Raw genomic sequence first — 16,364 nt, 5'->3', positions numbered from 1 at the left:
ACTAATCTTATGATCAGAGCTTTTCTCAGTGGTTTATGCGTGATACTGACTCTCTCAGTTTCGGCACAGCAAGATGTTTATTTTACTTCTACCCCTGCCTTAACACCAGACGGTAGCCAAATAGTTTTCTCTTACGACAGTGACCTGTGGAAAGTAAGCAGCAACGGTGGAACAGCCACTCGCCTCACCGGCATGGACGGTGTGGAAGAATTTCCAAGAATCAGCCCCGATGGTCAGTGGATTGCCTTTTCCTCTACCCAATATGGCAATGCCGATGTCTATGTAATGGCAATCAACGGTGGAGAAATCAAACGACTCACATACAATTCTTCTAATGATAGGGTTGAGACTTGGGCATGGGATAGCAAATCCATACTATTCCAATCTGGCCGATATAATAGATTAAGTGCCTATTCGGTTAACATTACAGGAGGAACACCTAAACGACTTTTCGATCATTACTTTAACTGGCCGCATAATCTGGCTATCCACCCTGATGGTAGAATTTTCTTCAACGAGAGCTGGGAAAGCAGCAATCAGGTACACAGAAAAAGGTACAAAGGTGCATTCAACCCAGATATAAAAACCTTCAATCCTAATACTGGAACTTATGAAGAACTAACCGATTATGATGGAAAGGATATGTGGAGCACCATCGATAAGAGTGGTAACATCTACTTTGCTTCAGATGAATCGAACGGGCAATACAACCTGTACGGTTTTGTAAATAGCAACAAAACCCGACTGACCAATTTCAACACTTCCATTAAGAATCCACAGGTGAATGCCAATGGAGGCTTTGTGGTTTTTGAAAAAGACTATCAGATTTACCTATACAACGTTGCTCGCAAGCGAAGTGAGAAAGTCTATATTTCCATTTTTCAGAATAACACGCTGGCGCAAGACCAAGAGTTTTCTACGAACAGAAATATCTCCACATTCGATGTTTCTCAAGACGAAAAGAAACTAGCTTTCGTGAGCCGTGGTGAACTTTTTGTATCAGACATCTCAGGTAAGTTTGTAAAGCAGCTAAAAACCCGCGCTGAAGAAAGAGTGGTTGAAGTAAAGTGGCTAAAGGATAACAAGACCTTACTTTATACTCAAACTGTAGGTGGCTACACTAACCTTTTTACCATAGATGCAGCTACAGGAACAGGAGAAAAGCAGCTGACTCAAGACAAAGGCTTCGACCGAAATATCGAGCTCAACCCAGAACTTACCCATGCCGCTTATTACAGTGGAAGAAGTGAAGTTCGCTTGCTAAACTTGGAAACTTTTAAGAGTGAAACGGTAACAAAAGAAGAACTTTGGGGACTTTACAATCCGCAGCCTCGTTTCTCGCCCGATGGCAAATACCTCACCTTCACCGTACGCAACGATTTTGAGGAAGACATTTACATTTATGACATTGAGGCCAAATCTGTTCACAATTATACCAAAACGGGTGTACCCGAAACCAGTCCATTTTGGGGGCCAGAAGGTAAGTATATGTACTTTGTGAGTAACAGAACTCAGCCAAGTTATCCGTTTGGCTTGCAGAATGCCAACATTTACAGAATACCTCTTACTCGACAAGAGGGTGAATTTAAATCCGATAAACTCGCCAAGGTTTTTGAAGCTGAGAAAAAAGACAATGAAGAAGAGGGAGATAAGACAGATGAAGGCCCTACAACTAAAATAGACTTTGAGGCAGATGTTTTGAGGGCTATGGAAAGCATCGGTCCAAGCTTCGGCAGCCAAAGCAATCCGTTTGTGATTAAATCGGGAGATAAAACCCAGATTATTTACTCTTCTAATCACGATGAGGCTCAGCGTTCTCTTTGGATTACTACACTAGAGCCTTTTGAAAGAACAAAGACCGAAAAAGTAGATGGTTCAGGAAGAGCTGGAGGTATTATTCAGGTGAAGAAAAACCTTTATGTGAACAACGGGGGGCAAATCAGCAAGCTGAATACAAGTAGCCGAAAACTTTCAAATATAGAAATCGACTACAAATTCAGAAGGTCTCTACAAAGCGAGTTTGAGCAGATTTACTATGAAACTTGGGCAGGTATTGAACAGAACTTCTACAATGAAACCTTCCATGGAGAAGATTGGCAAAAGCTAAAAACGCAATACGCAAAGTTTCTCCCGCAAATAAGTTCGAGAAGAGAATTGAGAACACTACTGAACGATTTACTTGGTGAACTCAACTCATCACACATGGGCTTCAATACTTATGGGCGTGATGAAAGAACCTATTTCGGCAGTACCAGCTTAAACCTGGGGCTTATGTTCTCGAATGATAATCCTTATGAAGTTACGAGCATAGTCAGTGAGGGCCCTGCAGACTTCCCAGATAAAAACATTCAGGTAGGCGATGTAATCACGGCCATCAATGGTGAACCAGTAGACCAATACGTTAATAGAGAATACTATCTGTCGAAGCCTTCAATCGATGAAGAAGTTAGCCTTACCCTTAAACGCGGTGATGCATCGGTTGAAGTAAAAATTCATCCGAAAAGCACTGGCAGTTTACGCACCAACCTTTATGACGAGTGGATTGCACATAATCAGGAAGTGGTTGATACGAAAACGGATAATAAGGTAGCCTATGTTCATATGAAAAACATGGGTGGCGGATCGCTGCAAGATTTCCTCATTGAAATGACTTCTGAAGCCTACAACCGAGACGCTCTAATTCTTGATTTGCGCTATAACACTGGAGGAAACGTTCACGATGAAGTGCTCAAGTTCCTTTCACAAAAGCCATACTTACAATGGAAGTTTAGAGAGGGTAAGCTTACTCCTCAAGGCAATTTTGGTGCTGGTGCCAAACCAACCGTTCTGCTTATCAACGAGCAAAGTTTGAGTGATGCGGAAATGACAGCTACTGGCTTTAAAGAGCTAGGCCTAGGAACCATTATTGGTACTGAAACTTACCGTTGGATTATCTTTACTAGCAGTGCTGGGTTGGTCGATGGATCGTCTTATAGATTACCAAGCTGGGGAACTTATACTTTGGATGGTCAGAATATAGAAAAGGTGGGGGTTAAGCCAGATATCTACATTAGAACTACTTTTGAAGACAGAGTGAAAGGCAGAGATCCTCAGCTAGACAAGGCTATTGAAGAGGTTTTGAAGCAACTGAAGAAATAAATTTTATCTACTGCTAATCTTAAAAGAAGCTGTTTCAAAAACCTAGATTTTCGAATTTACCTGCTAGGAACCTCAATAGTTTGACGAAATTCCTCATCGGAGTCAGGAATAACACTGTGTTTTTGGTGCAGCTTCACTTTGCTTTTAAGGTCCTTAACAGATACGCCAACAGCAATTATTGAGGAGTTGGTCACTTTTGAGCTTTATTAAGTACTTTTTCATTTCAATACAATTATATATTTTTCCACTTCGTGGCGAACGCATCTTACATTCTGACACCAACTGAGCCTAAAGCTCGGCATGCTTCTATCGATATTCTACGTGGGGTTGCCGTATTAGGCATGGTCTTTATGACCATTCAGAGCTTTGCCATGCCCATGGCTGCCTACCTTAATCCTTCAGTTTATGAAAGTTTGAGTGGCAACGACTTATATGTCTGGATCTTCAGTCACGTGTTTGTGGATAAGAAGTTCGAAGCCATTTTCGTAATGCTCTTTGGTGCCAGCATGGTAATGATTTCGCAAAAAGCCAGAAGAGAGCACCTTAGGTCTAGCGACTTGCAGAACAGAAGGTTTGTTTATTTAGGAATTATCGGCATTCTCCACGCTTATCTGCTTTGGTATGGCGATGTTCTTCTAGCCCTAGCCATTACTGGTTTACTCATGTTCGTTTTCAGAAGAAAGAAATCGTCCACTCAAATAAGAGCTGGCATCATCTTCTTAATCATTGGTTCGGCCATTAGTCTTATAATTGGGTACACCGTGCCGGTATGGGAACCTGGCGAATATGAAACCAATAGAACAGAAATTTGGCAGCCTACTAGTGCCGATGTAGCCGAAGAAATTGATTTTTATACCGGCCCCTACGAAAGGCAAATACTGTATAGGGCACCACAGGCTTTCAATAGACAAACCTCTCAGTTTGTTTTTCAAAGTTTCTGGAAATACGCAGGAATGATGCTTATCGGAATGGCCCTTTACAGGCGCAAGTCATTTAAGGCTAAACAATCTTCGCGTTTTTACCTGAAAATGATTGGCTATGGAATAGGTCTCGGCCTTCCGTTAGTTGCAGTAGGAACAATGCTGCACTTCAACTACGAATGGGACTTTAGAATGAGCTATTTCTTCTTTTCTCAACTCAATTATTGGGGTAGCATTTTAATGGCCATTGGCTACATTGGAGTGGTTATGCTTTTCTGCAAATCTTCTACCCGAAGCTTTTTAGCCAGAAGACTTTCTGATGTTGGCAGAATGGCATTGAGCAACTACTTACTCATTTCACTTGTGTGCTCCTTCATTTTTTATGGTCAAGGACTGGCACTTTTCGGAGATGTAGACCGATCACTCCAAGCGGTTTTCGTATTAGGCATTTGCGTTTTGGTTATTGCACTCTCAGCCGTATGGCTTGCCTATTTTAAATTCGGCCCATTTGAGTGGCTATGGCGAACACTCACCTATGGCAAGTTGCAAAAGATGGGGAAAGACTGACCTCCCCGCTCTTAGAGTATTCACCATGAGCAGAGGTGTAAAATATATCCACAAGTAAGAGAATTTCAAATCCTCCGGCCTTCGGCCACCTCCTTTAAAAAAGGAGGATTAGTTCGCATAAGGTTTAAGGACAACGAGGTCCAATTCCCCTCCTGTTTTAGGAGGGGTTAGGGGTGGTCAACCACTATAATTCCCAGCATCAATCAGCTCGTCCTGATCGTTAGAACGAACGGCAAAGTTGAAACCTTTGTGGATGGAATAGGCACCATATTCACCTTGCTTGTTCAGCGCAAGGAAGCCAACTTGAAGGTTTTTGTAATTGTCCGGGTACTTTTTCACTATTCTGTTTACGGCTTGTTCGCAAGCCTCTTGAGGAGAAAAGCCTTGACGCATCAGCTCGACAATCATGTGCGAGCCACAAATTTTGATCACAAACTCACCAAGCCCAGTCGCTGTTGCAGCACCAATTTCATTATCAACAAAAAGGCCAGCACCAATAATTGGTGAATCTCCTACCCTTCCATGCATTTTCCATGCGGCTCCACTAGTAGTACAAGCTCCAGAAAGGTTTCCATTTTCATCTAACGCCACCATACCAATAGTATCGTGATTTTCAATATTGATTTCTGGCTCATAGTCCTGATTTTTCAACCAGTTTTTCCAAGCCTTTTCAGAGCTTTCAGTCAGTAAGTTTTCCTCTTTAAACCCTTTAGAAAGCGCAAACTTCTTAGCTCCCTCTCCTACCAACATCACATGCGGAGTATCGTCCATTACTTTTCTGGCCACAGAAATTGGGTTCTTGAAGTTTTGTAAAAACGCTACAGAACCAGCATTGTCATTTTCATCCATAATGCAGGCATCTAACGTAACGTTACCATCACGATCAGGGAAACCACCAATTCCGACAGTCGCATTATTAGGGTCGTTTTCAGTTACCATTACCCCTTTTTCTACAGCATCTACCGCTTTTCCGTTTTTACTCAAAACCTCCCAAGCGGCAGCGTTGGCTTCTTTTCCGTGGTTCCAAGTAGAAATGACTATCGGTTTTTTAGGCTCTTTTGGAGTTGAGCAAGAGAGGCTGCTTAAAGAAGCTGTGCTCACGGCTAAACCACTGAAAATGGTCGATTTTAAAAATTTGCGTCTGTCTGCCATAATTCAAAATTTGTCCAAGATATCAAAATCGACTCTTTAGAACCTAGCAAATACCAAAGCATTTCATATTTGTCAACATGTGGTTAACTTCCGCCATGAAGAACCTTTTTGCCATAGTCTTACTGCTCACTCTATTTTTTAGCTGCGCCACAAAACCAGCCAAAGTAATTGAACCTCAAATTGTTCCTGAGCCCCAAAGCATGACCGTTGAAATGAATAAGCATTATGCTTTGAATGGTCAGCCTGCACTACATAGTAATGCTGAATCTGCTGAAAAATCGATGAATTTTCTGAACGATTACCTTAATACCTCTGGCTGGAAATCTCACATAGCAGAAAAAGGAAGTGCTGAAATTAAGTTCGAAGAAAAACAAGGTTTGGCCGAAGAGGCTTACGAATTGAGTATCAACTCAACTGGTATACATCTTCGCGCTAGCCATGAAAAAGGCTTTTTCTATGCGGTTCAATCGTTGATTCAGATGCTTCCTCCACAAAAGCACATGGCTAATTTGCCTTATATGGAGATTCAAGATGAACCCCGCTTTGCTTGGAGAGGGCTTCACCTAGATGTTGGTCGACACTTCTTCCCGAAAGAGTTCATCATGAAGTACATAGACCTGATGGCTTTTTATAAGTTCAACACCTTCCACTGGCACCTCACAGAAGACCAAGGCTGGAGAATTGAAATCAAGAAATACCCGAAGTTAACCGAGGTAGGAAGCCAAAGAAAGGAAACTATTCTGGAGAAAAACTTCAACCCTTACGTGGGTGATGGACAGCCTTATGGTGGTTTCTACACACAAGAAGAAATTAAAGAGGTTGTAGCCTATGCGCAAGAAAGACAGGTAACCATTGTTCCTGAAATTGAAATGCCTGGCCATTCATTGGCTGCATTGGCTGCTTACCCAGAGTTGGGCTGTGCACCTGGCCCTTATGAAGTGGGCACACAGTGGGGCGTTTATGACGATATCTACTGTCCAAGTGAAAAGACTTTCGAGTTTTTGGAAGATGTGCTTACCGAGGTAATGGAATTATTTCCTAGCGAATACATTCATGTTGGAGGAGATGAAGCCCCAAAAACAGCTTGGAAAAAGAGTGCTCTCGCTCAACAGGTAATTAAAAGAGAGGGGTTGAAAGATGAGTTCGAATTACAGAGCTACTTCATTCAGAGAATGGAGAAATTTCTAAATGCCAATGGAAGACAACTCATTGGCTGGGATGAAATTCTAGAAGGCGGGCTTGCGCCTGGTGCAGCAGTAATGTCTTGGCGAGGAGAGTCTGGAGGCATTGAAGCAGCCGAGGCCAAACACAATGTAGTAATGACGCCTAACGGAAGTATGTACTTCGACCATTATCAGGCCGACCCAGATAATGAGCCTTTGGCCATTGGCGGATTCACCACCATAGAAAAAGTTTATCATTACGAACCAATTCCGGCAGCCTTAGAAGATGAGTTCCATGAGTTTGTTTTAGGGGCGCAAGCCAACGTGTGGACAGAATATATGAAGACCTCAGATCATGTGGAATACATGGTTTATCCTCGTGCCATCGCTTTGGCCGAAACGGTTTGGACGCAGCCAGAGCATAAAGATTGGGATAGGTTTCAGGAAAAACTGAAGTACCAATACCAATTGCTAGACGCACGAAATGTCAACTATCATGTGGCAGCACCGGCTGGTCTTAAACAAGGCTTAACGCTCTCCAATGAAGTTGAGATTGAGCTTTCTACCCCGTATAAAGGCGCTAAGATATTTTACACAATCGATGGAACAGAACCTTCGATATCTTCTACTGAATATACTTCTCCAATAACACTGAACATTGCTAACGACCCAGTAGAAGTAAAAGCTGTAACTATCACCTCATCAGGGAAAGCTAGCCCTGTAGTGAGCGGTTCATATAAAAAATCATCGTTGACTACTTCCGTGAACCCACTTAAGATAGATGCAGGTCTTGCCGTCAGACTATTTGAAGGCAACTTCAATACTGTTCAAAAGCTTGGAGGCAGACCAAACTCAAATTACGTTGCCACTAAAGTTGAGCTGCCAGAAAACCAACCAGATCAATTTGGGCTGGTGATGCAAGGTTTTATCAATATTCCAGCAGATGGTATTTATACCTTTTACACTTCTTCTGACGATGGCAGTTCGCTTTCAATCGGTAACGTGTTGGTAGTGAATAATGATGGCTTGCATGGTGCACAAGAAAGGTCTGGCGAAATAGCCCTAAAAGCTGGCTATCATCCTATTCTTATTAAGTATTTCGAAGCTGGTGGCGGAGAGAGCCTAAAGGCATTTATTTCAGGCACTAATATGGAAAAGCAAGAAATCCCAGCTGATATGCTCGGCCATTGATAGGTCAAAACATGTTAAAATTCCAGAGCTTAATTCGGAGTATACTATTTTAGAAGCCTCAACATTAGGATCATGAAAACACTAGCCAAAAACGGTTTCCTCTTAGGCGCTCTAGCTGCCTTTGTTTTTCTCTCTTGCGATAGAAGATCGGACGAAGAAAAGTGGGAAGGGCAGATTCGAGCTTTCTTTTATGAATATAAAGATGACAGCCAGTCTTACGTTCCGTTGAGATACCAGAAGATTGACTTGGTATTTTTGGCAGACCAAGCCCCCATACAAAAGGCGCTGCTTGTGTTACAAGATACCACCAGACAAAGGGTAAAACAGCTACACCTAGCCAACCTTTCAGACAAAGTAGAAAGTATTTCAACCTTTACTCATCCCTTCCCAATAGATCAGGTCGATGACTATCTGAAATTGAGAGCTGCTGCCGAAGGACAATTGAGTCGAAAAAACAACAGACCTTCTGAGGCGTATCAGCTAGCCTTGGCAGAAGAAGAATCAGCACTTAAAGACCTTGAGCACCTGCTCAGCCAGTTCAATCTTTCTATCTACAGTATAGACTTTAATAACCGACCAGTTATCTACTTCCATGAATATCGAATGAATGGAGATGACAAGTCTGCTGTTTTTGAACTGGATAGGGAGAATAACAGTGTCATCTCGTTTAGAGAGCTTATATAATCAGCAGAAATTAATACTCGCAGATTTCCGATTAACGGATAACCCTTAACTTACCAGTGTCAAAAACAACAGGTCAACATGAGGTTATTTGCTAATATTATCTGGATCGTCTTCGGTGGCTGGATGATCGCACTGGAATATATTTTAGGTGGAATCGCACTATGCGTTACCGTAGTCGGTATTCCATGGGGAATTCAATGTTTTAAACTGGCCATTCTGGGCTTTGCCCCTTTCGGTCAGGAAGTAAAGCCCGGCACAGTGACTGGTGGTTGTCTTTTTCTCCCGCTCAATATTATCTGGATTATCTTCGGTGGCTTCTGGATCTTCCTCACCCACCTCTTCTGGGGAGCAATTTTCTGTATCACCATTATCGGAATTCCCTTCGGCTTACAACACTTTAAGCTAGCCGGATTGGCTTTTGCACCGTTTGGGAGGGAAATTTAAGTAAGCAGATAAGGTGCCTCTTTAGCTGAATGCCCTGAGTACCTGATCCGAAAGAATCTACCAGATTACCACGTCATTCTGAGGTTTGAGGTACGAAAACCGAAAGAACCTGCTCGTTGAAAGCACTGCAACTCTTGAACAGATTCTTTCGGTCGATTACTTCTTTATCAAGAAGTCTTCTCCCTCAGAATGATGTACAAGACTTTACTTTAGCAATATTCTTATATTGAGTAATGACGCATGCAAAAGGAGGTTCAGTTTATATACTGACGAATAAGACTACGCTATACACTGGGGTCACTTCGGACTTGGCCTCCAGACTTAGGGAACATATTACAGGCCTCTACCCAAAGAGTTTTACAGCCAGATATAACTTGAAACTTCTGGTTTATATGGAACACTTTTCTTCTATAGAAGAGGCAATTAAAAGGGAAAAGGCTGTAAAGGGTAAAACCAGAATTAATAAAGAAAAGCTAATCAATTCCGTGAATCCCAATTGGGATGATCTTTCAGAAGAAGTTTTGAGCTGGTGAACATTCAGCTTTGCCGTCATTCTGAGGCTTGAGGTACGAAAACCGAAAGAATCTGCTTGTTAAAAGCATTGCAATTAATGAACAGATTCTTTCGGTCGACTATTTCTCTAAGGAGAAATGTTCTCCCTTAGAATGACGGAGACCATAAAAAAAGCCAACCCTCTCTTGCGAGAAAGTTAGCTTGAGTTTTAACTAAGTCCTCCCCCTTTCAAGGGGAGGTGGTCGAAGACCGGAGGGGTTATCCAAAGAAATAAGGAAACTTACCTTTTGAGATAATTGTATCAGCTACCTGTCTGCGAAGCTCTTTTACGTTCACCAGATCCATTTTAGTGAATCGCTTAAGACCCATCAGCATAACTTTTTGCTCATCGCCTTTAGTAAATGAACCGATAGCTTCTTTCGCAGCAGAAATAATTTTATCAATCGCACCAGCCATATAAATCTGCGTCATAGCAATTTGATCGGCACATGCCTCCTCGCCTCTTTGACTTACCAGCTTTTCTGTTCTTAGCATAGCAGATTCGCAAGCATAAACTTCGATTAAGATATCGGCAAGATTCATCATTACTTCCTGCTCATCTTCAATCTTGTCTTGCAGTGCCATAGCAGCTTTTCCGCCTACCATCAAGAACACCTTCTTCAAGTTCTTGATCACTTCTTTCTCACCTGCAAAAAGCACAGACTTATCGATGGTTGAGAAAGTAGGTACAGAAGTCAGCTCCTTAGACACGTCCATTGCTGGTCCGTAGATATCAATTTCGCCTTTCATGGCACGCTTCAAAAGCATACCTACCATCAACATACGGTTGATCTCGTTGGTACCTTCGTAAATTCTAGCAATACGAGCATCACGGTAAGCTCTTTCCATTGGCGCATCTGCTGAGAAGCCCATACCACCATATACCTGAACGCCTTCATCTACCACATAATCTAGCACTTCTGAACTATGAATTTTCGCGATAGCACATTCTATAGCGAATTGCTCAACTCCTTTTAGCTTGGCTTTGGTTTCGTCCATACCATCGGCAATCAGGTCATTGATTTTATCTTCAATGTTTTGGCCAGCACGGTAGTCAAGCGACTCGGTTACATAAGTTCTAGTTGCCATTTCAGCCAACTTGCCTTTTATAGCACCGAAGCTTGAAATAGACACACCAAACTGCTTACGCTCATTAGAGTAGTTAGCAGCCTGAGAGATTACAGTTCTACAACCGCCTAATACTCCAGCTCCCAATTTCACACGACCAATGTTCAGGATGTTCACCGCAATTTTGAATCCGTTGCCTCTTTCAGAAAGCATGTTTTCTGCAGGAACTTCACAGTCGTTGAAGAATACTTGACGAGTAGAAGAGCCTTTGATACCCATCTTCTTCTCTTCCTCATTCATAGTAATACCACCAAAACCTTTCTCTACGATAAAAGCAGTAAGGTTTTTGTCATCTTCGATCTTAGCAAACACAATGAAGATATCCGCAAAGCCTGCATTGGAGATCCACATTTTCTGTCCGGTGATCTTGTAATGACTTCCATCTTCTGAAAGCACCGCTTTGGTTTTACCAGAATTGGCATCAGAACCAGCATCTGGTTCAGTTAAGCAGTAGCAAGCCGCCCACTCACCAGTAGCTAGTTTTGGCAAATACTTTTGCTTCTGCTCATCGTTTCCGTAGTACAGAATTGGCAAAGTACCGATACCCGTGTGCGCTCCGTAAGTAGTAGAAAATGAACCTGCTGCACCAATGATATCAGCGATCAACATACTGGTGTTGAAGCTCATACCCATTCCACCATATTGCTCAGGAACTGAAATTCCTAAAAGACCTAATTCGCCAGCCTTCTTGAAAATATTAGGTACTAGATTCGGGTCTTTCATTGAATCTATTTCCTCTGCCCTTGGAGTAATCTCCGTGTCGATAAAGTCCTGGCACGCTTGCGCCATCATCTTCTGTTCCTCAGAAAACTCTTCTGGAATAAAGACTTCGTTTGCTTCTGTTTCTCTGACGATGAACTCACCGCCTTTGATTGATTTTTTGTCTGTCAAAACACTCATGTTTTTAAGTATTTAGTCTTGGGTATTGAGTATTGAGCTAGCCCAGTTTCTTAATTAAGTTGTAGAGCATCTTTTGAAGAGAGCCTACCTGAATACTCTGTTTTTCTAATTGTTCTTCACTAATCATATTAAAGCGATTCGCCAATATCAGTTGGGTCTCAACTTCACAAAGCGAACCATAGGCAATACCTAACATCTGGCGAAATTCTCCATTCGTATTTCTACCAGCACCTTCTGCAATATTAGAAGCCACCGAAACTGAGGCTCTTCTCAATTGACTTATTAAACCATACTTTTCTTCACTAGGAAAGCTGGAAGTCAGTTGATATACTGCTTCTGCTATATCTATGGCCATCTGCCATACCTTTAACTCTTTGTAATTATTCATTGTGTGTTTAATTGATGTTAAAGGGTCTCATATCTCAAGACCTACTACTCAATACTAATTGAGGAACTCATATATCCCCGCAACACCTTGGCCACCACCAACACAGGCGGTTACCATGCCGTATTTGGATTTACGTCTTCTCATTTCATTGAAGAGCTGAACGGAAAGCTTAGCACCTGAGCAACCTAGCGGGTGACCCAAAGCAATGGCTCCACCATTGACGTTTAGTTTGCTTCTGTCGAAGTCGAGTTCTTTGATAACAGCTAATGACTGCGCTGCGAAAGCCTCGTTTAGTTCGATCAAGTCTAAGTCTGACTGTTTCAAACCTGCTTGCTTTAATGCTTTTGGCACTGCCTCTACTGGACCAATACCCATAATTCTTGGGTGAACACCCATGGCAGTGTAAGTCACCATTCTGGCAATTGGCTCGAGGTTTAATTCCTTCACCATTCTTTCTGACATCACCATCACGAATGAGGCACCATCAGAAACTGGAGAAGAGTTACCAGCCGTTACTTGCCCGCCTTGAGCAAACACAGGTCGAAGTCCTGCCAACACATCTAAAGATGTATCTGCTCTTGGTCCTTCGTCTTTGTCTACCGTGTAAGATTTCTCAGCCATTTTGCCTGATGCATCTACAAACTTTTCAGTTACGTTGATTGGCACAATTTCATCATCAAAAAGGCCAGCTTCTTGTGCTTTAATCGCTTTTTGGTGCGACTCTAAAGCAAACTGATCGGCTTCGTCTCTGGTGATGTTGAATTCTTTAGCTACTTGTTCAGCCGTTAGGCCCATGCTCAAGTAATAATCGCTGTGCTCAGTGGCTAGTTTGTAGTTCAAAGCTGTTTTATAACCCATAACAGGCACCATGCTCATAGACTCTGTTCCACCTGCAATAATGCAGTCGGCAGTACCGGCATGAATTCGGGAAGAGGCCAAAGCAATGGCTTCCAAACCTGAGCCACAGTATCGGTTCACGATCATTCCCGGAACTCCGATTGGTAATGAAAGCAAAGAGATCATTCGACCCATTTGCATGCCTTGCTCCGCTTCCGGAACAGCATTTCCTACAATCAGGTCATCCACTCTTGTCGGATCGAATCCGTCAACTTTTGAGACCAAATGTTTTATTACGTCAGCAGCCATATCATCTGGGCGTACGCTTTTCAAAACGCTTCGCTTACCTCGACCTACTGCTGTTCTATATCCTGCAACTATATATGCGTCCATAATTAATGTTCAATTTTGAATGTTCAATGATTAATTGCGCAACGGTTTGCCTTTGAATAAAATACTATGGATTCTCTCCAGTGTCTTTGGCTCAGCCGTTAATTCGACAAACATTTGTCGCTCCAAATCGAGTAGGTATTGTTCCGATACTTCTTGCGGAGCAGTAAGGTCACCACCACACATGATCCACGCTAGCTTCTTAGCAATCTTCGCATCGTGCTCAGAAATGTAGTTTCCGAGTAGCATACCGTTAATTCCGGCATGGAAGTTTGCTAAACCAACCTGGCCATGAACCTTGATATCCGTTCTTTCCACAGGCTGCGTATAACCAGCCTCGTGCAGTTCTAGAACTTTAGCTTTTGCATCGGTAAGCAAACGACTTCTGTTTAAAGTCACGCCATCTTGCGGACGAAGAATGCTCATTGCTCTCGCCTCCTCTGCAGAAGTAGCCACTTTTGCAGTCGCTATGTTCATAAAGGCTTCCTGTAATCTGTTCAATTCGGGATCACCTGCAGTTAGAGAATCTGCTACACGAAGAGTAAGTTCTTTGGTTCCGCCTCCACCAGGAATCAGACCAACACCTACCTCAACCAATCCAATGTAGGTTTCGGCATGGGCTTGAATAGCATCACAATGCAGTGAAAGTTCGCAGCCACCGCCCAGTGTAAGGCCCGCAGGCGCAGCTACTACCGGAATAGATGAGAACTTCGCACGCTTCATGGTATTCTGGAATTGCGCAACCATCAGGTTTACTTCATCGAATTCCTGATCGCCTGCAAACATGAATAACATGGCTAAGTTGGCGCCAGCAGAGAAGTTGTCGCCTTCATTTCCAATCACCAGACCTTTATAGTCTTTCTCAGCCATGGCAATGGCCGTTTCAATTCCTTCGATAATTTCCTGCCCAATGGCATTCATTTTCGTGTGGAACTCAAGACAAAGCACACCATCACCAATATCGAAAAGTGAAGCCCCTGCATTGCCCCAAACTTTATGAGTTTCTCGAATATTTTCGAGAATCACCAAGTCTTCAGTACCTGGAATAGTTTTGTACGACTTAGAAGGAATGTCGTAATATTTCTTAATGCCGTTTTCAATTTTGTAGAACGAGTCGTTTCCGGCATCAAGCATTTCGTAAACCCAGTCGGCTGGCTTCATATCCATACCTTCCATTTGCTCTACTACCTTTTTGGTACCGAGCAAATCCCAAGTATCGAAAGGTCCCATTTTCCATGCGAAACCTGCACAGACTGCTTGATCTATTCGATAAAGCTCATCAGAGATTTCAGGAATTCGGTATGAAACATATTTGAAGGTATCGAAGAAGGTTCTGCGATAGAACTCTCCAGCTTTATCATCAAAGTTGACCAACTTAACTATTCGATTCTTGAGATCCTCTTCGTCCTTAACTGCTTCAAGCGCTTTGAAATTAGCTCTAGTTCTAGGGCCATACTCAAAGGTTTTCAGATCGAGCTCAAGAATCTCTTTCTTCCCGTCTTTGTCTTTTGTCTTTTTAAAGTAGCCTTGTCCAGACTTATCACCGAACCAGCCTTTTTCATGAACTTCCTTAACAATGTTAGGCAGTTTGAAAGTCTCCTTAGACTCATCGTTTGGAAGGCCAGCATATAGATTGTTCGCTACATTCACCGTAGTGTCCAAACCAACCACATCCATAGTACGGAAGGTGGCAGACTTGGCACGGCCAATCAGCGGTCCAGTCATTCTGTCTACCTCACCAACAGTTAAGCCCATGTCTTCAATAGTATGCATGGCCGACATGATGGCGTAAATGCCGATACGGTTAGCGATAAATGCCGGTGTGTCTTTACACAATACAGTCTCCTTACCCAAGTAAAGGTCTCCGTAGTGCATCAAGAAATCGATGATGTCCTGATCGGTTTTCGGGCCAGGAATGATTTCTAACAACCTCAAATATCTTGGTGGGTTAAAAAAGTGAGTTCCACAGAAATGCTTCTGGAAATCTTCACTTCTACCCTCGCACATCATGTGCATAGGAATACCTGAGGTATTTGATGTAATAAGTGTTCCAGGTTTTCTATATTTTTCAACCTGTTCAAAAACGATTTTCTTAATGTCTAATCGTTCTACAACCACCTCAATGATCCAGTCGACATCCTTAATTTTAGGCATGTCATCTTCAAAGTTGCCAGTGCTAATCAGCGAAGCAAACTTCTTGTCATAGATAGGAGATGGTTTGGATTTCAATGCAAAAGCTAGCGCATCGTTCACAATTTTGTTTCGAGCTGCCTTGTTAGACTTTTGGTCTTCTGGCAAACCTCTAGGAACGATATCGAGCAAGAGCACTTCCACACCAATGTTGGCAAAATGGCATGCAATTCTAGAGCCCATGACACCTGAACCTAGTACTGCAACTTTTTTAATAGCTCGTTTCATGCTTATTTGAATATATTTTTCGATTCAACGATTTGATTAATCTTGGAAGTAACTTCAAAGAATGCTTCCAGCTTTTCTGGTGCAATCGTTTGACGTACTGCATCATTAAATTGGATAACGGTTTCTTTAGATACTCTTCGCTTTTCCTTTCCTAGGTCGGTAAGGAAAATGCGTACAGACCTACCGTCTGTCGGGTCTTTTTCCTTGTAAATCACGCCCATCTCTTCCATACTCTTGAGCATTCTAGTTAAGCTTCTAGATTCTAATCCCATCAATGGTGCAATTTTAGTTGCTGGTGTACCATTAACCGGATCGATGTTCAATACCACAAAAGCTTGTGATGTTGTGCTATTATGCTTGGCTGCTTCTTGGTTATACATTCTGTATATAGCGTGCCAGCAAGTTTTTATATGGTGATCTACGGTTTCTTCTCTCTTCATATTCTCTTGTGAGGCTTACGAAGTTAGAAAAAATTTGTTATGCATGCATACT

The 16,364-nt window shown here is 42.4% G+C and carries 12 protein-coding genes; 6 read left to right on the top strand and 6 right to left on the bottom strand.

The window, feature by feature from the left end:
• The first annotated feature begins 9 nt into the window (after positions 1-9).
• Both T7867_RS06475 and T7867_RS06470 read left to right on the top strand, forming a co-directional pair.
• On the top strand, positions 10-3,138 hold the full coding sequence (locus T7867_RS06475; protein WP_322299979.1) for a S41 family peptidase: 3,129 nt from the start codon (positions 10-12) through the stop codon (positions 3,136-3,138).
• Positions 3,139-3,389: 251 nt separating this feature from the next.
• Entirely contained in the window at positions 3,390-4,625 is a 1,236-nt protein-coding gene (locus tag T7867_RS06470; protein ID WP_322299978.1) for a DUF418 domain-containing protein, read from the top strand.
• Positions 4,626-4,802: 177 nt separating this feature from the next.
• Here the strand turns inward: T7867_RS06470 and T7867_RS06465 are convergent, their stop codons facing one another.
• On the bottom strand, positions 4,803-5,777 hold the full coding sequence (locus T7867_RS06465; RefSeq protein ID WP_288340431.1) for an isoaspartyl peptidase/L-asparaginase family protein: 975 nt from the start codon (positions 5,775-5,777) through the stop codon (positions 4,803-4,805).
• Between the two features lie 95 nt (positions 5,778-5,872).
• Here T7867_RS06465 and T7867_RS06460 point away from each other — a divergent pair, with 95 nt between their 5' ends.
• The 4 genes from T7867_RS06460 (at position 5,873) to T7867_RS06445 (ending at position 9,792) form a co-directional block, all read left to right on the top strand.
• Positions 5,873-8,131 (top strand): family 20 glycosylhydrolase, encoded by a 2,259-nt coding sequence (locus tag T7867_RS06460; protein ID WP_322299977.1) that lies wholly within the window; start codon positions 5,873-5,875, stop codon positions 8,129-8,131.
• A 72-nt stretch (positions 8,132-8,203) separates the two neighbouring features.
• Positions 8,204-8,815, top strand: coding sequence for a hypothetical protein (locus tag T7867_RS06455; RefSeq protein WP_273514431.1), 612 nt, complete (start codon positions 8,204-8,206; stop codon positions 8,813-8,815).
• Positions 8,816-8,893: 78 nt separating this feature from the next.
• Positions 8,894-9,259, top strand: a complete 366-nt coding sequence (locus T7867_RS06450; RefSeq protein ID WP_068216999.1) for a YccF domain-containing protein — start codon at positions 8,894-8,896, stop codon at positions 9,257-9,259.
• A gap of 233 nt (positions 9,260-9,492) precedes the next feature.
• Positions 9,493-9,792 carry a GIY-YIG nuclease family protein gene (locus T7867_RS06445; RefSeq protein WP_068216997.1) on the top strand — a complete coding sequence of 100 codons (300 nt, stop codon included), beginning with the start codon at positions 9,493-9,495 and terminating at the stop codon, positions 9,790-9,792.
• 238 nt (positions 9,793-10,030) lie between these two features.
• Here the strand turns inward: T7867_RS06445 and T7867_RS06440 are convergent, their stop codons facing one another.
• Genes T7867_RS06440 through T7867_RS06420 form a run of 5 tightly spaced genes read right to left on the bottom strand, consistent with a single transcriptional unit; the run spans position 10,031 to position 16,312 of the window.
• The gene (locus tag T7867_RS06440; protein WP_068216994.1) at positions 10,031-11,839 is read right to left on the bottom strand and encodes an acyl-CoA dehydrogenase family protein; all 1,809 of its coding nucleotides are present in this window, start codon (positions 11,837-11,839) and stop codon (positions 10,031-10,033) included.
• Positions 11,840-11,876: 37 nt separating this feature from the next.
• Positions 11,877-12,227, bottom strand: a complete 351-nt coding sequence (locus T7867_RS06435; protein WP_068216992.1) for a four helix bundle protein — start codon at positions 12,225-12,227, stop codon at positions 11,877-11,879.
• A 54-nt stretch (positions 12,228-12,281) separates the two neighbouring features.
• Entirely contained in the window at positions 12,282-13,457 is a 1,176-nt protein-coding gene (locus T7867_RS06430) for an acetyl-CoA C-acyltransferase (protein WP_068216989.1), read from the bottom strand.
• 30 nt (positions 13,458-13,487) lie between these two features.
• Positions 13,488-15,872, bottom strand: a complete 2,385-nt coding sequence (locus T7867_RS06425; protein WP_068216987.1) for a 3-hydroxyacyl-CoA dehydrogenase/enoyl-CoA hydratase family protein — start codon at positions 15,870-15,872, stop codon at positions 13,488-13,490.
• Between the two features lie 2 nt (positions 15,873-15,874).
• The gene (locus tag T7867_RS06420; protein WP_068216984.1) at positions 15,875-16,312 is read right to left on the bottom strand and encodes a MarR family winged helix-turn-helix transcriptional regulator; all 438 of its coding nucleotides are present in this window, start codon (positions 16,310-16,312) and stop codon (positions 15,875-15,877) included.
• Positions 16,313-16,364: the final 52 nt, after the last annotated feature.

Origin of the sequence: Roseivirga spongicola (assembly GCF_034376045.1) — a bacterium.
Taxonomy (GTDB): domain Bacteria; phylum Bacteroidota; class Bacteroidia; order Cytophagales; family Cyclobacteriaceae; genus Roseivirga; species Roseivirga spongicola.
Note: the sequence above shows the minus strand (reverse complement) of the source record. Positions and strands in the feature narration are given on the sequence as shown.